The following is a 14,487-nucleotide window of genomic DNA, read 5'->3' on the forward strand; positions in this document are numbered from 1 at the left end:
TTCAGCTCCCCGCAGATCCGAACATGGACGAATCGGAGGCGGACGTGGCGAAGGGCGGCCGAATCAAACTCGGGAGCGCGAGCGCGGCGCCGGGAACGCTCGACCGCGGTCGGCTCCGGGTCGGGGAACTTCCGACTGGCGGCGCGGAGCGGCTTCCGGTCGCGGTCGCGAACGGTGCCGACGACGGACCAACGCTGTGGCTCACGGGCGGCGTCCACGGAGACGAGGCGACGGGCGTCGCGGTCGTTCAGGACGCGCTCGCGGCCCTCGGCGACTGCCTCGCCGACCTCGCGGGCGCGGTCGTCGCGGTGCCCGTCGTCTCTCCCGCCGGACTGCGTCGGAACGCGCGGGAGACGTACTACGCCGACGAGGACCCGAACCGCCACTTCCCGGACGCCGACGCGGAGTCGGCGCGCCCGCCGAAGCTCCAAGAGCGGATCGACGCCCGACTGTACGCCGCGATCACGGGCGAGGTACCGGCCGACGCGGATGGAGTCTCGGACGACGCGAGCGAGTCCGCGGACGATTCGAGCGAGTTCGCCGCCGAGACCGTCGGGAGGAACGCGGCCGCGGACGCGCTGATCGACTGCCACACCGCCGGCGTCGGCAGCGAGCCCTTCGCCATCCGCGACCGCGTCCTCCACGGCGACCGCCGGAGCGAGTCCGAGGCGGCCGCGCTCTCCGAGGAGCTCGGCCGGCTGATCGACGCGTTCGGCCTCCCGGTCGTCCGGGAGTACCCCGCGGCCGAGTACGTCGAAGAGAACCTCCAGCGGTCGACCGCGGGCGCCGTACTCAACGAGGCCGGTATCCCGGCGTTCACGGCGGAGCTGGGCGCCCACAGCGTCGTCGACGACACTCTGCTCGACGCGGGCGTCGCGGGCGTCTTCGGCGTCGCCGTCGAATTCGGGCTGCTGGCCCCCGGAGACGTGCCCGAGTCGGTCGGCGCGCCCGGGGTCGGCGTCGACCCCGCGCCAGTCGAGTTCCCCGTGCGGCGCTTCCGCGGGCCGACGACCGACGATTCCGGCCTCGTCCGGCACCGTGTCGCGGCCGGCGACGGGTTCGCCGAGGGCGACGTTCTCGCCGACGTCGTCGACGCCGCGGGCGAAGCGCACGCGACGGTTCACGCCGACAGCGACGGCTACGTCCTCGGTCGGTGCGAGGGGTTGGCCGTCTACGAGGGCGACCCGATCGGCAGCCTCGCGGTGCGGGACAACGGCGACCTCGAGGTCCCGCGGGACGCCGACGAGGAGTGAAGCGAAGTCCTTAATTACCGGACCGTCGTTCTTCAGCGTGTAGTCAGGGACCGTGGGGTAGTGGTATCCTATGCGGATGGGGTCCGTATGACCTGAGTTCGACTCTCAGCGGTCCCATAAAAATTCTGATCTATTACCATTATCGACAGTCTCAACACCGTCTAACGCTTCAAAACAGCGTTCGGGGGGCGTGCTATGAACCGCCTTCGAGGCGGTTCCGAGGGTGGCGGTCTGTGCCTCAACTGGGGCCGTCACGTATCAGAAAAATTTTAGTCTGTTGTCGGTGACCAAGACGACCGCGCACACCGCTGTCTCGGCTGCGACTGCTTCCGTCGCGTCTCGAAGGGCAGCGCCGCCGGCGTCGACGTCGATCTCGTCGACCCGGCCGACCAGCCGAATCGGAACCGCGGCCGCCGGGTCGAGGCCGCACGCGCTGACGGAGGCCAGCGATGAACGATCCGCTCGACAACGCGGATCTGGGCGACGAAGCGACGGTTTCCGAAACCAGTAGGATACCGCTCTGGCAGCTGGAGGACGATGATCACACGTACGGAAGCGACCGTACCGTAACTCGTCGCGAGCTCGTCTACACTCAGGTCGTCACCAACGACAACGGGAACGACGAGCTGGAGGTCACCGTTGAGGCCGATGTGATGAAGCGGCTCCCGAGAGAGTGGGACAGATCCACTGAGCCGCGTACCGATACCGAACGTCAGAAAGAACGAAGCAAGCTGTGGGCACATCGCGCGATTCGAGCGGTGTCGATCCTAGTCCCCATCGGGCTCATGACCGTCATTACGAACCACGTCATGGGCCGCCTCGTTGGCGGGATGACGATCAATGGTGAGACCATCGAGCCGCCGGGGGTACTTGAGACCGCCCTCGTCATCGCCGCTATCTCACTTCTGACTCTTCTGCTGATGTCGATCACCAGTGGCGTCCTCCAGCGAAAAATCGGGGTGAGTAACCGATGAGCCGCAGCGACCGCGGTCCATGGGAGATCAGCGGCGGGGCGCCCTTGGAGCCCGACATCGGTCCCGTCGATGATGTCGACTGTGGCTCCGGTCACTGCGACCGCGACGCCGTCTACCGCGTCGCGTGGCCGAACTTCGGCGGCGACGAAGCGCTCTGCGAGTGGCACCTCTGCCGCTTCCGTCACCAGCACACCGAGATCTGGGACCAGATGCGCGCGCTCGACGCCCCCAACCCCGACACCTTCGCCGTCCGCGGTCAGCGGTTCATCTCGCTCGACGAGGTTCCCGAGGAGATCGCCGTCGACGACGACCGGATGCGACGTGTCGCCCTCGGCGACGACGGCCTCGCGCTCTTCGAGAGCGCTGATGTTGGGCCCGGCGACCCCGTCCGGTTCGTGACCGTCGACCGGAGGCTCGACGTCGACGGGTCGATCGAAGTCGCGCGTGGGAAGGCCGGCTCCGTCGTCGCGTGGTACCGCGACCACGAGGGCGTGTACGAGTGGGATCCCGAGGCGAAGGCCGCGCTTCACGGAGGTGAGTCCGCTCGATGACTGACCGAGACTGTACGCATTTCGCTCGCGAACACCTGCTCGGGGCGACGGTGTGCGCCTACGGTGGCGGTGGTGTCAGCGTGAAGCCCTGGGACAGTGCGGGCCGGCTCCGCATGCCCGCGAGGCTCGACCGATGAGCGACGCCCTCGCTGCCGCGAAGCGCGCCGGGCACAACGCCGGACATCACGTCCTCGACCGCATCGACGCTCTCGAACCCGCCTCCGGCGAGCAGCACTGGGACGCGGTCGCGGAGACCGCGCTCTGGCCCTCGGACGACCTCCCGATGGCCGGACTCTGTGTCGTCGAGGCCGGGCTACCCGTCGAGATCAGGAGCACGATGGTCGTCCATACCGCCCGCCAGCGTCGCGGGCGCTTCAAGCTCCGCGAGGGGCAGCACGAGGCGCTCGTCGAGCGGAGCGGCGTCTATCTCTTCGTCGTCTGCGTGCCGCGTCCGTCGAAAGATCCCCTCGCGATGAAGATCGTGCCCGCTCGGAGTGTCGGCGGGCTCGTCGATGCGAACGCCAGCTGGCGTGAGGAACTTGACGGTCGCGGACGGAAGGCCCAGCTCACCTGGACAAACGTCTTCGACGCCGCGGAGGTCGAGTGATGCGGCTCGATCAGACTGTCCTTCGGCGCCCGATCGTGCGACACGTCGGAGACGAGCGGGTCCCGGCTAACCCCGTCACTGAGGAGATTATTGGCGACTCGCTCGGCACGGCCCGGATCCCGCGGCGTCGGATCGCCGGCGTTCACATCGACCGCATCCGCTCGGAGACGGTCCCGGTTCGCGGCTATCGCGACGGTCGGTACGTCCTCGCGATCGCGCCGGAACACGCCTCTATCGATGTGTTCGATTCGAGTGAGCGCGACACGGGAGAGCCGCCGCTCGACGTCACCGAGCCGTGGGTTCCTGTCGTGGCTGTCTTTACTGCCGGCCAGAAGGAGCCGGTCGTCGTCCCGCGGAAGGAGGTCGACCTGTGAGCGACGACTACCTCGAACCCGGCGCCCAGGGAGACCTCGACGAGCTCCTCGAGGGCGCGGAGCCGGTGACCTCCGACACCGACGACTCGATCGACGCCGGTGTCGACTCCGAGGAGGCGCGTGAGCTTCGTGACGCTGCCACCGAAGGCACCGGAGACGTCCATCCCAGCAGTCCGGAGGCGACCGAGTACCGGAGCTTCGACGCCGACGGCCCGATCCCGTACGTCGAGCCGCGTGTCCACGCGTTCGGCGCGCACCTGCTGTTCTCACAGCCCGACGCAACCTAGCAGGGTCATCCCGGCTCGCTTGCCCCGTACGACGCCGTCGTCTCGCAGTTCGAGCCCTCGATCGCGGAGGATGTCGGCGACTTCGTCTTCGACGGCGAGCTCTGGGAGATCGATCCCGACAAAACGCGGTACTGGTCCGGCGGCATCGCGGCGCCGTCGCGGCCCTACGAGACGTTCTACGAGTACCAGATCGCCGTCCGCGTACAGGACGGCCTCGGCGAGCGGAAGGCGACCTTCCAGCTTCGTCCCTCGGTCCCGGACGCGCGAGACGCCGACGGCGACCGCATCGGCTCGATGCCGGAGGATCTCCCGTACTGGAGGCCGTTTGCTGGAATCTAAACGTGATATCATCCGAATTAATACGAAGCGTTGATATTCGCGCTAATAGTGACCCTCCAGAGCTCTCCCAGCACATTTGCGACTGGTCTAACCGTTCTGGTTGGGCTGGTAGCATGTGCGCTCCCTGTGTGGCTACGAGTAGTCCGGTGGCCCCAACTGCGCGAGCAACATGCTGATTTAGCTGTCCCGTTTATTATCACAACGGTACTGTTCGGGTTGCTTGTTGTCTCCCTTCCGACGTATGACAGCATCATACCGCCAGACGCCTACACACTGTTGACTCTGGTAATCTTGGCGGCAGTATTGGTTCCATGGGCTGTATTTTGCCTCAGGTACACTGGACGAGATCACCTCCTGACGAATCGCCGAATCGGTGTTATTAGCATTGTACTCTATCTGTTCGTCACTGTACTCATATTGGATGTAACAGAAATGCTTCCGGGATCGACGCTATTGACCATCCTGTTGGGTATCGGAATAGTAGGCCTGTTTGGCGCGACATTCGCAATCGTCGGGATGGTGTTACTCTCCACGTATCGAGACGCCGAACTCCCCATGGGACAGAGTCTGGCAGTGGTACTTCCACCCGTTGTGCTAATGATGGCATCACAGGGACCTGGTGCTGATCCTACCACGCGAACGATAGTTAACGCCACTGTATTGGCGGTTGCTACCGGATCACTGTGGATGGCTGTCACCCGATACGATGTGCTTACTCGCAGGCCGGGGACAAGTCGTCTGGGCCTTCGCTCGGTGGTGACCGAGATGGACGAGGCGGTCTTGATAATCAATACCGAAGAGAACATTGTCAACGCGAATGCGGCGGCAACGGCCCTCTTTGGCACGGATATCGTTGGTGAATCCTTCGAAAGCGTTCTTGAGCAATCAGTCTCATCGGTGCGTGCGTGTGATACACTCGAATATTCGACCACAACCGGGACTCAGACGTTTGACCCCCGTGTGTCGAGGATAACTGGCGGTGGTGGTCAGCGACTGGGCCTTACCATCACCCTCATCGATGTGACTGACCGTGAAATGCGACGCCAGCGGATCGAGGTTCTCAATCGAATTCTCAGACACAACGTCCGCAATGATCTTGACGTCGTGTTAGCCAATTCGGACCGCATCTCAAACGACGAAATTCGATCAACTATCAAGAGCACACTCCAGGGAACACTTCGACTAAGCGCAAAGGCCCGTGAGGCTGAGGAGGTGATGAGCACTGTTATGACCTCCCCGGAGGAATTCGATCTTACGGCTCTTGCAATGGCTGTTGCTGACGAGTTTCGATCTGGCGACCCGAGTGGAGACATTACGGTGGAGGCAGCCGATATCCAGATCGTATCCCNTCTTGCAATGGCTGTTGCTGACGAGTTTCGATCTGGCGACCCGAGTGGAGACATTACGGTGGAGGCAGCCGATATCCAGATCGTATCCCACCAGCCTGTTGTTCGACGGATCCTCCGTGAGCTGGTCGAAAATGCACTGAAGCACGCCGACACCGACACACCCTGTGTCACCATTACCGTTCGAGAGAATCCGGATGGGGACACCGAACTCATCGTCGCTGACAACGGTCCCGGCATCCCGGATTTGGAGCAGGAAGTCGTGGCCGATGGACGGGAGACCCAACTCAAACATGGTCGCGGAATCGGACTCTGGTTTGTGAGCTGGGCTGTCACTCAATTGGGCGGTGAACTTGAGTTCGATCAGAACAATCCGACCGGTAGTACCGTTACTGTTCGACTATGCGATTAAACAAGCCCTATTGAGCGTGTCATAGAATCCGTCTCATAGTTTCTCGCACCCCGGATCGTTTCCCTGCTCGTAGTTGGTGATCGCAACGACGAGCCGGAGGCAAAGCGCGATGAACAAGGAAATGACAAGGATGATCAAACCCAGTGGTCCGACCAAGGCATCGATACTAGACCCTACAGATAGAGTGATTCCCATACACTCCTGAACAAATGGTCTAGGCTCGTCACAGCGTGCTGCGAATGGTGATATGACTGCGAGACCAATCATGCCAACTATACCAGCTGATACAGTTGTGACAACAACAGATATGATTGCAGCCGGTGAAATCTCAGCCTGATCGTTCATCGAGACTTTCAGCGTCAGATACTATCTCACAGAAAGAGTATCTATCCCGTTAGCAGGCCTTCTCTATCTCAAAACTGTTGTTCTATACCATCCGGAACCATCCGGAACACCTCGGGTTCATTTTATATACCTCGCCGAGAGTCCTCGGTGATGTGATTAGCGACGGAGCAGTCTTCGAAGACGACCACCTTCCAGCTCCGATTGTCGGTTGGAACAGCCACATGAACGAGGTGACCGACGCCGTCTCACATATTCAGAAGGGCCAGCGCGCCGAGAACTTCTTTCTATTCGGTCCCTCCGGCGCCGGGAAGACGACTGTTGCGAGAGCCGCCGTGCGCGAGCTCCGGCGCGAGGTCCTCGACGTGCCGCACGCGTATGTGAACTGCTGGCGGGACTATACCCGCAATGTCGTTCTCGAACGGCTCTCCCGCGACCTCGTTGGCGCCGCAGTCCCACGCTCCGCGTCGACGTCGACCTCGTCGCCGAAGGCATCCAGACCGGCACCGGTCCCTACAGCGCGAGCGTCGTCGTCAGCGTCGACGCGAACTCGACGCTCCGCATCGAGATCGAGGCGGCGAACGAACTGAACTGGGAGCTCGACACGCGTATCGCCGACGGCTCGCTAGAGATCGGTCGCGCGTTCAACGACGGCGACGGCGTCCCCGACGACGTGATCCCGAGTTGGGTCAAGCGTGTCGGCGAGGTGGTCGTCGACCGGATGGAAGGGGGCCGCGTGTGAGCGCGTCAGCGATGGTCGTCGATCCAGCGGCACCACGCGTCGAAGTCCTCCGCGCCGCACTGGTCGGCGATCGACTGGAGCGTCCCGATCTTCACTCGATCGTGGAGCGGGACGGTGACGGTTCGAACCTCACCGGTGTCGGGGTTCGTGTACTTCAGAATAGCGTGGCTTCCGCGCTGACGGTCTTTGCGGTAGCTGAAGGAGGTGAGAACGTTGACGATCTCTCGACCGGAGAAGTTTCGCGGCGGGCCGCTCATCCCTCGAACCACGGGGCGTCCGGCTCGGGCGCATCCGTGTCCGCCTCGCGGGCCTCTTTCGTCAGTTCGATCGCCTCGTCGAGGTTCGAGAGGGCCTCTTCGCGCGTCTCGCCTTGGCTGGCGACGTTCAGTTCTTGGTCGATCGCCGACCAGCCGCCTTCTTCCTCCTCGATCAGGCGGATCTCTCGGCCAGTACTCATGGCTGGTAGTAGTAGTGACCTCGGAATAAGCGTTCTGTCGCTACTGGTTCTCGTCAGAGAGATGCTCACGTCCGTCATCCGTCAGCCACCATGCCGGGTTTCTCCCTACTTTCTTGAAGTCGAGCAGTCCCTCGTCAGCGAGTGCGTAGAGTCGCTTCCGAGTGCCCTGCTTGGAGAAATCGAGATACAGAGGATGTAGTCAGCACTGGGACTGTGTTATTTTCTCCAGATAGGTCCTGAACTAGCCGATAGAATCTGCCTGCTCACTGTGTATGCGCTGTAGCCGACTCCCATCAGGTTTGTTGTATATTGTGTTTGAAAAGTTGAAACATCCACTCGGTATTTATTTCTCACCAACAATTTCACTTGCCTATGAACGGCCCACACCAACTGCCAGTTCAGAAATGGTCGCTTCCAGTCGTTTGGGCGTCCGACAGTGTATATTGGAGTACGAAATTTAAAAATGGTGAGAGAAGATGAATGGCGTTGGTAGCCTCAGACGAAAGGCATCTCACCGGCCAATTGGAACATTCATAGCTGTGCTTGCACTCTATTCGGGACTCGTCTTTGCGGGCCTCTACGGGATGTTTGGATCCGATATTCCGTCACCAGGGGGGCCGATTCTCTATGCATGGGCTCCGATGATTGCTGCGGGGGTGACGGTCTGGTTACTTGGTGAAAGCGTTCGAGATTGGCTTGGACAACTTCGCAACCTGCGAGCTGGCATTCACTGGTATCTCATCGGTATCGCCATCATGATGCTCGGTACTGAGGCCGAGACGATAGTTGCGGCACTTTCCGGTGCCGACGTCGCGGTTCCCTATGCTCCGGCTGGACAGTACCTCTTGACTTTCGCCGTTACGCTCTTTCTGGCTGGTGCATTGGAAGAGCTGGGCTGGCGTGGCTTCCTACAGCCTCGTCTCCAGCAGCGATTTAGTGCGCTTCGCGCGAGTGTAGTAATTGGCGTCGTCTGGGGCCTTTGGCACGTCCCAATGATACTCACTGGAACCGGCGGTTTTACCGTATTTTGGGAGTATATGCTGAATATCATAGCGATGTCAGTCATTCTCGGCTGGCTGTACAACAACACGGGGGGAGCGTTACCAGCCGTGATGATTGCCCATGCTTCGCATAATATGCCCCGTATCGGAGACGCTGCTGGAGACGTGCCTGCCGTGTTTGACATCCTGTCCGGGGACACCGTACTCTATCTGCTCTGTGCGTTGATCATTGCGCTGTATGCCGGGTCACAGACGTTGACACAGGATGGAACTCTTCCTGCGGTTCCCGGTCAACTCGGAGATAGTGTACCGGAGCAGGAGGGGATTGCTGACTAACGACCTGTTTGACCGGTTGCGGTTCAGTTAGTATACTAATTGTACTGACCACACCCAGCCAAAATGTAAGAAGTCTCAAGAACCACAACAGATCGGGATCTGTGAGTGTCTCCGTCATCTATTTAATCGCGCTGACGTGTGGGTTTGGTATTACATGAGCCAAGCGACGCTTGGAAGCGGTCCCTATCGGAACTCCAGCCTCTTCTCTGGTTACTATCTCGACGAGCGCGTTGCCGATCTCGACGCGTGGGACTGCGACGCCGAGGCGGAGGAAGCCTTCGAACAGATTCGTGACCTCTGGAATCGAGAGGGCACGCTTCTCCCTCCTACAAGGAAGACGAACTGATCGACACGTGGATCGCCGAGATTCTCGACATCCTCGGGTACGGCACCAGTTCCGAGGTGACGCTCCCGGACGGCGGCGGATACGTCGACCGACTGCTCTTCGAGAGCGAGGACATGCGCCGGGATAGCGCTGAGCAATCGGTCGGCAGCGACACGGAAAGCCACTTCTCGCGGTCGCTGTCGATCCTCGAAGTAAACAGTGGGAAGCCGACTTTGAGAAGTTCTTCTCCGAACAGCGGTCGTATCGCGACGCCTCTCACCAGATCAAGTTCTACCTCGAATGGACACCAGGCAATCTCAACTGGGGAATCCTCACTGGCGGGAAGAAGTGGCGACTCTACGGGACGAAGGACTACGAAACACAGACCTACTACGAGGTCGACATTCCGGAGATTCTGGAGAGTGGGAACCTAGAGGCGTTCAAGTATTTCTCCGTCTTCTTCCGTCCCGGAGCGTTCGCGGTCATGGTCGGACTCTGGCGGGTCGCACGTGAAAATACGGCGGATTCCGGCAGAATCGGTGGGACCGGCGACACTCGACGCCGAAACCGCGGTGAAGTTCGAAAAGAAGCTGGAGCGCCTGATGAGCGGGAAAGGGTTATCAGGAAATTCGGTCCCTCCTTTGCTGCGAGAAATTTCCCAACACATGGTAAGTCGAATTTCAGCGGTAGCTAGCTACTAACTCTGCTGAGTACGCCGAACTACCCTCTGGGTCCTGCCAGTCATCGCAATACGACAAAAATCGAAGCCGAAAAACGAGGGACGCCACCCGATCAGCTGAAGTCCCACGTCCGCTCGAAGATCGCGTTTCCGCTCGGGTCGTGGATTATTCGAACGACCTGCTCACCACTGTCCCAATCGCTGAGACTACTGTCTCCGTTACCGATCTCTTTCCGTTCACCTGTTTCCCAAGTGTCCTCCGGAATGGAGCTGTTAACTCTCTCCCCATCAACAGAAAGCACGAGATCACTCGCTTCAAGCGACTGACCGCCCGTTTTGGTGATGTTGATCGTTTTCGAGCTGTTGTCGTCAATCGTGAACGTCGCCTGCGGCGCGGTGTCGCCCAGCTGATCGCCGAGGCCGAGGACGAACGTCCCGATGACGGCCGCTAGGATGACTGTGATCGCGACCATCAGGATGACCCCAATAACGGGGCTCACCGCACGGTCGTCCGAGTTGCATTGAGTGTTTGGTTTCATAGTTTGAACCCAGCGGTTCACCGAGAAACGGTGCCTGAGAGCCTCGCGTGCCAGTGTCGTGTGGCTCGCCGGTTCGTTCCGATCGGTTGCTGGCTAACTAAAGAAATGGGAACCGGACTTATGTACTTAGTGCCGCGAATATCAGAGACGAAAATTGAGTGGAGTTCGCCGCGTTCAGCGGTACGAATCTGCGTTTTTTCGAATTCTGCGAAATCCGGGTACTCCGGGCACCATCGGCCGACAGGCGAGCATCTCGGGCACCGCTCCGCAGCGGGTAAATCCGGGTCGCTCTCCGCCTCATCCGGTCGATTCGGTACCCGTTCGGGGGGTCGACCTCGTACGGACGCCGCGCGCGAACACCTCTCTCGTGATCAACGAGTGAGTCACGCACGACGTGACGGGTGAACGAACCCAGAGACCTCGAGCGTGGGCACTGACGTGAAGAGTGGGTATACTTTTATTCTCACCCACACAACGTTCGCGTATGTCCGAGGCGACGCTCGATGACCGCGGTCGGATGACGGTCCCGAAGGAGCTGCGAGAGCGGTACGGCGATCGCTATCGCATCGTCGAGGTCCACGACGGGATCAAGCTGATCCCGGTCGCGGACGACCCGCTCGACGCCCTTCGAGACGAGTTCGCGGCGGCCGAGAAGACGGCCGATGAGCTCCGGGAGGAGGCGCGCGAAGCGGCGTTCGACGAGGCGGGACGCTGAATGTACGCGGAGACCGACTTCCTCCTCGCGGTGATCAAAGACGAAGACTGGCTGGGCGACGCGGCCGAGACGGTGTACCGCGACCGTCGGGACGAGCTGTGGACGTCGCAGTTCACGCTCATCGAACTGCTGCTGGTCGCCTATCGCGAGGACCGAGACACGGAGCGGGTCGTGACGAACGCCGCGAATCTCGTGGAGGTCCGCGGCGACGTCGACACGGTCGTCGCGGCGGCGACGTACGTCGAGGAACACGGGTTCACGCCGTTCGACGCGCTCCACCTCGTCGAGTCCGACGGCGACCGGATCGTCTCCAGCGATAAGGCATACGAGGGTTTCGCGCCGCGACTCGACCCGACGGAGCCGACCGAGGAGTGACGCTCCGCAACCACTAAACGCGGCTCGCTCCTTGCTCCGGTAATGGCCGACTGGACGGAGAAGTACCGCCCGAGCACGCTCTCGGAGGTGCGCGGCAACGACAAGGCCCGGGACGCGTTCGCGGAGTGGGCCCGCTCGTGGGACGACCACCGCGAGGCGGTCGTCCTCCACGGCAGCCCCGGCGTCGGGAAGACGAGCGCGGCGCACGCGCTCGCCAACGACATGGGGTGGGAGACCGTCGAACTCAACGCCTCCGACCAGCGTACCGCCGACGTCATCGAGCGCTTCGCGGGGCGGGCCGCGCGCAACGCCACCCTCGGCGGGAGCGCGGCGGGCGGCGGCGCGGCCGGCGGCGACACCGCCTCGCGCCAGCTCGTCATCTTGGACGAGGCCGACAACATCCACGGCAACTACGACCGCGGCGGTGCCTCGGCGATCACGGAGCTGGTGAAGGAGTCGGGCCAGCCCATCGTGCTCATCGCCAACGACTACTACGACATGTCGCGGGGGCTCCGGAACGCGACCCAAGAGATCGAGTTCCGCGACGTCTCCGCGCGCTCCATCGTCCCGGTCCTCCGGGATGTCTGCCGCAAGGAGGGGATCGAGTTCGAGTCCGACGCGCTCCAGCGGATCGCGGAGGGGAACCGCGGCGACCTCCGCGGCGCCATCAACGACCTTCAGGCCGCGACGCAGGGCCGCGACTCGATCACGGTCGGGGACGTGGTCACCGGCGACCGCGACAAGGCGCTGGGGCTGTTCCCGTTCCTCGACGCCGTGTTGAAAGAGGAGTCCGCCGAGGAGGCGCTCCAGTCGGCGTACGCCGTCGACGAGACGCCGGACGACCTGATGCGATGGCTCGAGAACAACGTCCTCGACGTGTACGAGCCGGCGGAGGCGGTCCGCGCGTACGACTTCCTCGCGAACGCGGACGTGTGGCTCGGCCGGGTGCGCGCCACGCAGAACTACTCCTACTGGCGTTACGCGACAGACAACGCCGCGGCGGGCGTCGCTGCCGCCCGCGACGGCGAGAAGGGCGGCTGGACCCGGTACGGCCGCCCGCAGTTCTGGTCATCGTCGGACGCGACCGCAGACGAGGTCGTCGGGAAGATCGCGGCCGCGAGCGGCTGTAGCGTCGCGACCGCCCGCCGCGAGGTGTTGCCGTTCCTCCAGGCGGTCACCCACCACTGTAAGCCCCGCGAGCTGACCGTCGCGATGGCGGCGGCCTACGACCTCGACGAAGAGGGCGTCGCCTTCGTCACCGGCTCGGGCGAGTCGACGAACAAGGTCGCGTCGATCGTCGAGGACGCGCAGGCCCGGCGCGACGAGCTGATCGAGGAACACGCCGACGGCGCCTTCGCGTTCGACGGACCGGACCGCGGTGACGACGAGGGCGACGCCGACGCGCCCAACGGCGCGGCGCGCGACGGCGACCGTGACGACGCGGACCCCGACGACTCCGAAACGACCCCGGACGGGACCGACCGAAGCGACTCGGCGTCGGACGACGATCTTTCGACCGAGGACGACGACGACGATCAGGCCGGCCTGACCGACTTCATGTAATCCGGAGGCGGCCGGTCACGGCTCCCCGCCGCTGAGACAGGGCGAGGTCGGGTCCGAGTCGCTCCCGCCCGCCTCCGCGGCCTCGATCGACTCCACGCAGCAGAACTCGAACCGCGCGCCGCCCTCGCGGCTCTCCGTCACCGAGACGTCCCATCCGTGAGCCGCCGCGATCCGATCGACGATCGCCAGCCCGAACCCGGTTCCGTCCGGCGCCGTCGTGTGTCCCGGTTCAAAGACGGCGCCCCGCTGGTCGGGGTCGATACCCGGCCCGTCGTCGGCGACGTAGAACCCGTCGTCCGTCCCGCCGACGGAGACGCGGACCGCGGCGTCCGCGGGACTCGTCGGGGCGTCGTCGGCGCCCGAACCGGCACGCGGCGAGAACGTCTCGGACGCGACGGGGTCTCTCGGCTCCGACTCATCGCCTCCGGGCTCGGTGAGGGGCGGACCGCCACCCTCCGGCGTGCCGTGTTCGATCGCGTTCCGGAAGAGGTTCTCGAACGCCTGTCGGAGCCTGTCACCGTCGCACTGGACCGTCGGGAGCGGCCCGTCGACGACGAGCGCGGCGTCGGCGGGCTCGCCGACCGTCCTCCACGCACGCTCGACAACCGATCGCAGGTCGGTCGGCTCGGCGGCCTTGACCGTCTTCCCCTCGCGGGCCAGCGTCAGGAGGTCGCTGATGAGGTCGTCCATGCGGTCGAGCGCGTCGAGGGCGCGCTCCAGCCGCTGGCTCAACGCGTCGCCGTCGAGTTCGTCGGCCAGTTCGACGTTCCCGACCGCGACGGAGAGCGGGCTCCGGAGGTCGTGGCTCACGACGCTCGCGAACTCTTCGAGCCGCTCCCGCTGCTGTTCCAGTCGCTTCTGGCGTTCCACCCGTTCGTCCGCGAAGAAGAGGTACCCCACCACGTCGCCGCCGTCGGTCGTCCGCCCGCGCTCGTGGACCCACTGCGGCTCCCCGTCGGAAGCCACCCGGTACACGACGTCGACGGGGTCCGCGTCGAGCGCCTCTCGGAGCCGGTCGCGGTCCTCGGCGGCGACGCAGTCGAGCCACTCGCCGTCCGGCCGCTCCGGCGCGTCGAGCCGCGGCTCGCCGGCCGCCTCGATCACGAACCGAGCGGGGTCTCCCTCGGGACGGCGATAGGCGATCCCGGGGCGTCGTTCCATCGCTCGCGACACGTATCAACGAGGTCACTCGGCCGGAATAAACCTTACTCGGCTATCACTTGTCAAACGCTGAGATAAAATCGAAAAAGCGTGAAAAGAATCGATCGCG

Annotated in this window: 16 protein-coding genes, 1 tRNA gene and 3 pseudogenes; 16 read left to right on the forward strand and 4 right to left on the reverse strand. The window is 63.1% G+C overall.

The genetic code is table 11. From position 1 onward, the window contains the following. Window positions 1–23 precede the first annotated feature (23 nt). The 11 genes and pseudogenes from C463_RS06405 to C463_RS19590 form a co-directional block, all read left to right on the forward strand. Window positions 24–1,253 carry a succinylglutamate desuccinylase/aspartoacylase family protein gene (locus C463_RS06405; RefSeq protein ID WP_008442165.1) on the forward strand — a complete coding sequence of 410 codons (1,230 nt, stop codon included), beginning with the start codon at window positions 24–26 and terminating at the stop codon, window positions 1,251–1,253. A 46-nt stretch (window positions 1,254–1,299) separates the two neighbouring features. Beyond that, window positions 1,300–1,370 (forward strand) — tRNA-Pro (locus C463_RS06410). Between the two features lie 332 nt (window positions 1,371–1,702). Beyond that, entirely contained in the window at window positions 1,703–2,227 is a 525-nt protein-coding gene (locus tag C463_RS06415; protein WP_008442167.1) for a hypothetical protein, read from the forward strand. Further along, entirely contained in the window at window positions 2,224–2,778 is a 555-nt protein-coding gene (locus C463_RS06420) for a hypothetical protein (protein WP_008442169.1), read from the forward strand. The genes C463_RS06415 and C463_RS06420 overlap by 4 nt, the downstream gene beginning before the upstream one ends. Then, complete coding sequence (locus C463_RS18975) at window positions 2,775–2,915, forward strand: hypothetical protein (RefSeq protein ID WP_160163098.1); 141 nt, start codon at window positions 2,775–2,777, stop codon at window positions 2,913–2,915. Before C463_RS06420 ends, C463_RS18975 begins: the two co-directional genes overlap by 4 nt. Further along, on the forward strand, window positions 2,912–3,385 hold the full coding sequence (locus C463_RS06425) for a hypothetical protein (protein WP_008442171.1): 474 nt from the start codon (window positions 2,912–2,914) through the stop codon (window positions 3,383–3,385). Before C463_RS18975 ends, C463_RS06425 begins: the two co-directional genes overlap by 4 nt. After that, complete coding sequence (locus tag C463_RS06430; protein WP_008442173.1) at window positions 3,385–3,759, forward strand: hypothetical protein; 375 nt, start codon at window positions 3,385–3,387, stop codon at window positions 3,757–3,759. Before C463_RS06425 ends, C463_RS06430 begins: the two co-directional genes overlap by 1 nt. After that, entirely contained in the window at window positions 3,756–4,046 is a 291-nt protein-coding gene (locus C463_RS19585; RefSeq protein WP_008442175.1) for a hypothetical protein, read from the forward strand. The genes C463_RS06430 and C463_RS19585 overlap by 4 nt, the downstream gene beginning before the upstream one ends. A 30-nt stretch (window positions 4,047–4,076) precedes the next feature. Continuing rightward, a pseudogene (locus C463_RS20280) lies at window positions 4,077–4,385 on the forward strand (DUF7845 domain-containing protein); the annotation flags it as partial. 687 nt (window positions 4,386–5,072) lie between these two features. Next, window positions 5,073–6,143, forward strand: coding sequence for an ATP-binding protein (locus tag C463_RS18980; RefSeq protein WP_049905641.1), 1,071 nt, complete (start codon window positions 5,073–5,075; stop codon window positions 6,141–6,143). Between the two features lie 566 nt (window positions 6,144–6,709). After that, window positions 6,710–6,961, forward strand: a pseudogene (locus C463_RS19590) (AAA family ATPase); the annotation flags it as partial. Between the two features lie 271 nt (window positions 6,962–7,232). On the opposite strand, the gene C463_RS06455 reads toward C463_RS19590, so the two are convergent. After that, window positions 7,233–7,484 carry a type II toxin-antitoxin system HicA family toxin gene (locus tag C463_RS06455; RefSeq protein WP_008442177.1) on the reverse strand — a complete coding sequence of 84 codons (252 nt, stop codon included), beginning with the start codon at window positions 7,482–7,484 and terminating at the stop codon, window positions 7,233–7,235. Beyond that, window positions 7,481–7,684 carry a type II toxin-antitoxin system HicB family antitoxin gene (locus C463_RS06460; RefSeq protein ID WP_008442178.1) on the reverse strand — a complete coding sequence of 68 codons (204 nt, stop codon included), beginning with the start codon at window positions 7,682–7,684 and terminating at the stop codon, window positions 7,481–7,483. Before C463_RS06460 ends, C463_RS06455 begins: the two co-directional genes overlap by 4 nt. A gap of 539 nt (window positions 7,685–8,223) precedes the next feature. Between C463_RS06460 and C463_RS06465 the strand changes: the two genes are divergently transcribed. Beyond that, on the forward strand, window positions 8,224–9,021 hold the full coding sequence (locus tag C463_RS06465; RefSeq protein ID WP_158294464.1) for a CPBP family intramembrane glutamic endopeptidase: 798 nt from the start codon (window positions 8,224–8,226) through the stop codon (window positions 9,019–9,021). A 154-nt stretch (window positions 9,022–9,175) separates the two neighbouring features. Continuing rightward, window positions 9,176–9,824 (forward strand): annotated as a pseudogene (locus tag C463_RS20115) (Eco57I restriction-modification methylase domain-containing protein); the annotation flags it as partial. A 314-nt stretch (window positions 9,825–10,138) separates the two neighbouring features. Here the strand turns inward: C463_RS20115 and C463_RS06475 are convergent. Further along, on the reverse strand, window positions 10,139–10,564 hold the full coding sequence (locus C463_RS06475) for a type IV pilin (protein ID WP_049905644.1): 426 nt from the start codon (window positions 10,562–10,564) through the stop codon (window positions 10,139–10,141). Window positions 10,565–11,048: 484 nt separating this feature from the next. On the opposite strand from C463_RS06475, the gene C463_RS06480 reads away from it, so the two are divergent. From C463_RS06480 to C463_RS06490, 3 genes are read left to right on the forward strand one after another with little or no spacing between them, the layout of a single operon-like run. Then, window positions 11,049–11,279, forward strand: coding sequence for an AbrB/MazE/SpoVT family DNA-binding domain-containing protein (locus C463_RS06480; RefSeq protein ID WP_008442182.1), 231 nt, complete (start codon window positions 11,049–11,051; stop codon window positions 11,277–11,279). Then, entirely contained in the window at window positions 11,280–11,654 is a 375-nt protein-coding gene (locus tag C463_RS06485; RefSeq protein WP_008442184.1) for a type II toxin-antitoxin system VapC family toxin, read from the forward strand. 42 nt (window positions 11,655–11,696) lie between these two features. Further along, window positions 11,697–13,217, forward strand: a complete 1,521-nt coding sequence (locus C463_RS06490; RefSeq protein WP_008442185.1) for a replication factor C large subunit — start codon at window positions 11,697–11,699, stop codon at window positions 13,215–13,217. 15 nt (window positions 13,218–13,232) lie between these two features. Here the strand turns inward: C463_RS06490 and C463_RS06495 are convergent, their stop codons facing one another. Beyond that, window positions 13,233–14,378 (reverse strand): sensor histidine kinase, encoded by a 1,146-nt coding sequence (locus C463_RS06495; protein ID WP_008442186.1) that lies wholly within the window; start codon window positions 14,376–14,378, stop codon window positions 13,233–13,235. Window positions 14,379–14,487: the final 109 nt, after the last annotated feature.

It is taken from the genome of Halorubrum californiense DSM 19288, assembly GCF_000336875.1.
Lineage (GTDB): Archaea > Halobacteriota > Halobacteria > Halobacteriales > Haloferacaceae > Halorubrum > Halorubrum californiense.

Coding starts and splice junctions, on each gene's coding strand:
- C463_RS06460 (WP_008442178.1), bottom strand. CDS start 7,684: ATGAGTACTGGCCGAGAGATCCGCCTGATCGAGGAGGAAGAAGGCGGC.
- C463_RS06415 (WP_008442167.1), top strand. CDS start 1,703: ATGAACGATCCGCTCGACAACGCGGATCTGGGCGACGAAGCGACGGTT.
- C463_RS06480 (WP_008442182.1), top strand. CDS start 11,049: ATGTCCGAGGCGACGCTCGATGACCGCGGTCGGATGACGGTCCCGAAG.
- C463_RS06485 (WP_008442184.1), top strand. CDS start 11,280: ATGTACGCGGAGACCGACTTCCTCCTCGCGGTGATCAAAGACGAAGAC.
- C463_RS06405 (WP_008442165.1), top strand. CDS start 24: ATGGACGAATCGGAGGCGGACGTGGCGAAGGGCGGCCGAATCAAACTC.
- C463_RS06420 (WP_008442169.1), top strand. CDS start 2,224: ATGAGCCGCAGCGACCGCGGTCCATGGGAGATCAGCGGCGGGGCGCCC.
- C463_RS06455 (WP_008442177.1), bottom strand. CDS start 7,484: ATGAGCGGCCCGCCGCGAAACTTCTCCGGTCGAGAGATCGTCAACGTT.
- C463_RS06490 (WP_008442185.1), top strand. CDS start 11,697: ATGGCCGACTGGACGGAGAAGTACCGCCCGAGCACGCTCTCGGAGGTG.
- C463_RS06475 (WP_049905644.1), bottom strand. CDS start 10,564: ATGAAACCAAACACTCAATGCAACTCGGACGACCGTGCGGTGAGCCCC.
- C463_RS06495 (WP_008442186.1), bottom strand. CDS start 14,378: ATGGAACGACGCCCCGGGATCGCCTATCGCCGTCCCGAGGGAGACCCC.
- C463_RS06425 (WP_008442171.1), top strand. CDS start 2,912: ATGAGCGACGCCCTCGCTGCCGCGAAGCGCGCCGGGCACAACGCCGGA.
- C463_RS06430 (WP_008442173.1), top strand. CDS start 3,385: ATGCGGCTCGATCAGACTGTCCTTCGGCGCCCGATCGTGCGACACGTC.
- C463_RS18975 (WP_160163098.1), top strand. CDS start 2,775: ATGACTGACCGAGACTGTACGCATTTCGCTCGCGAACACCTGCTCGGG.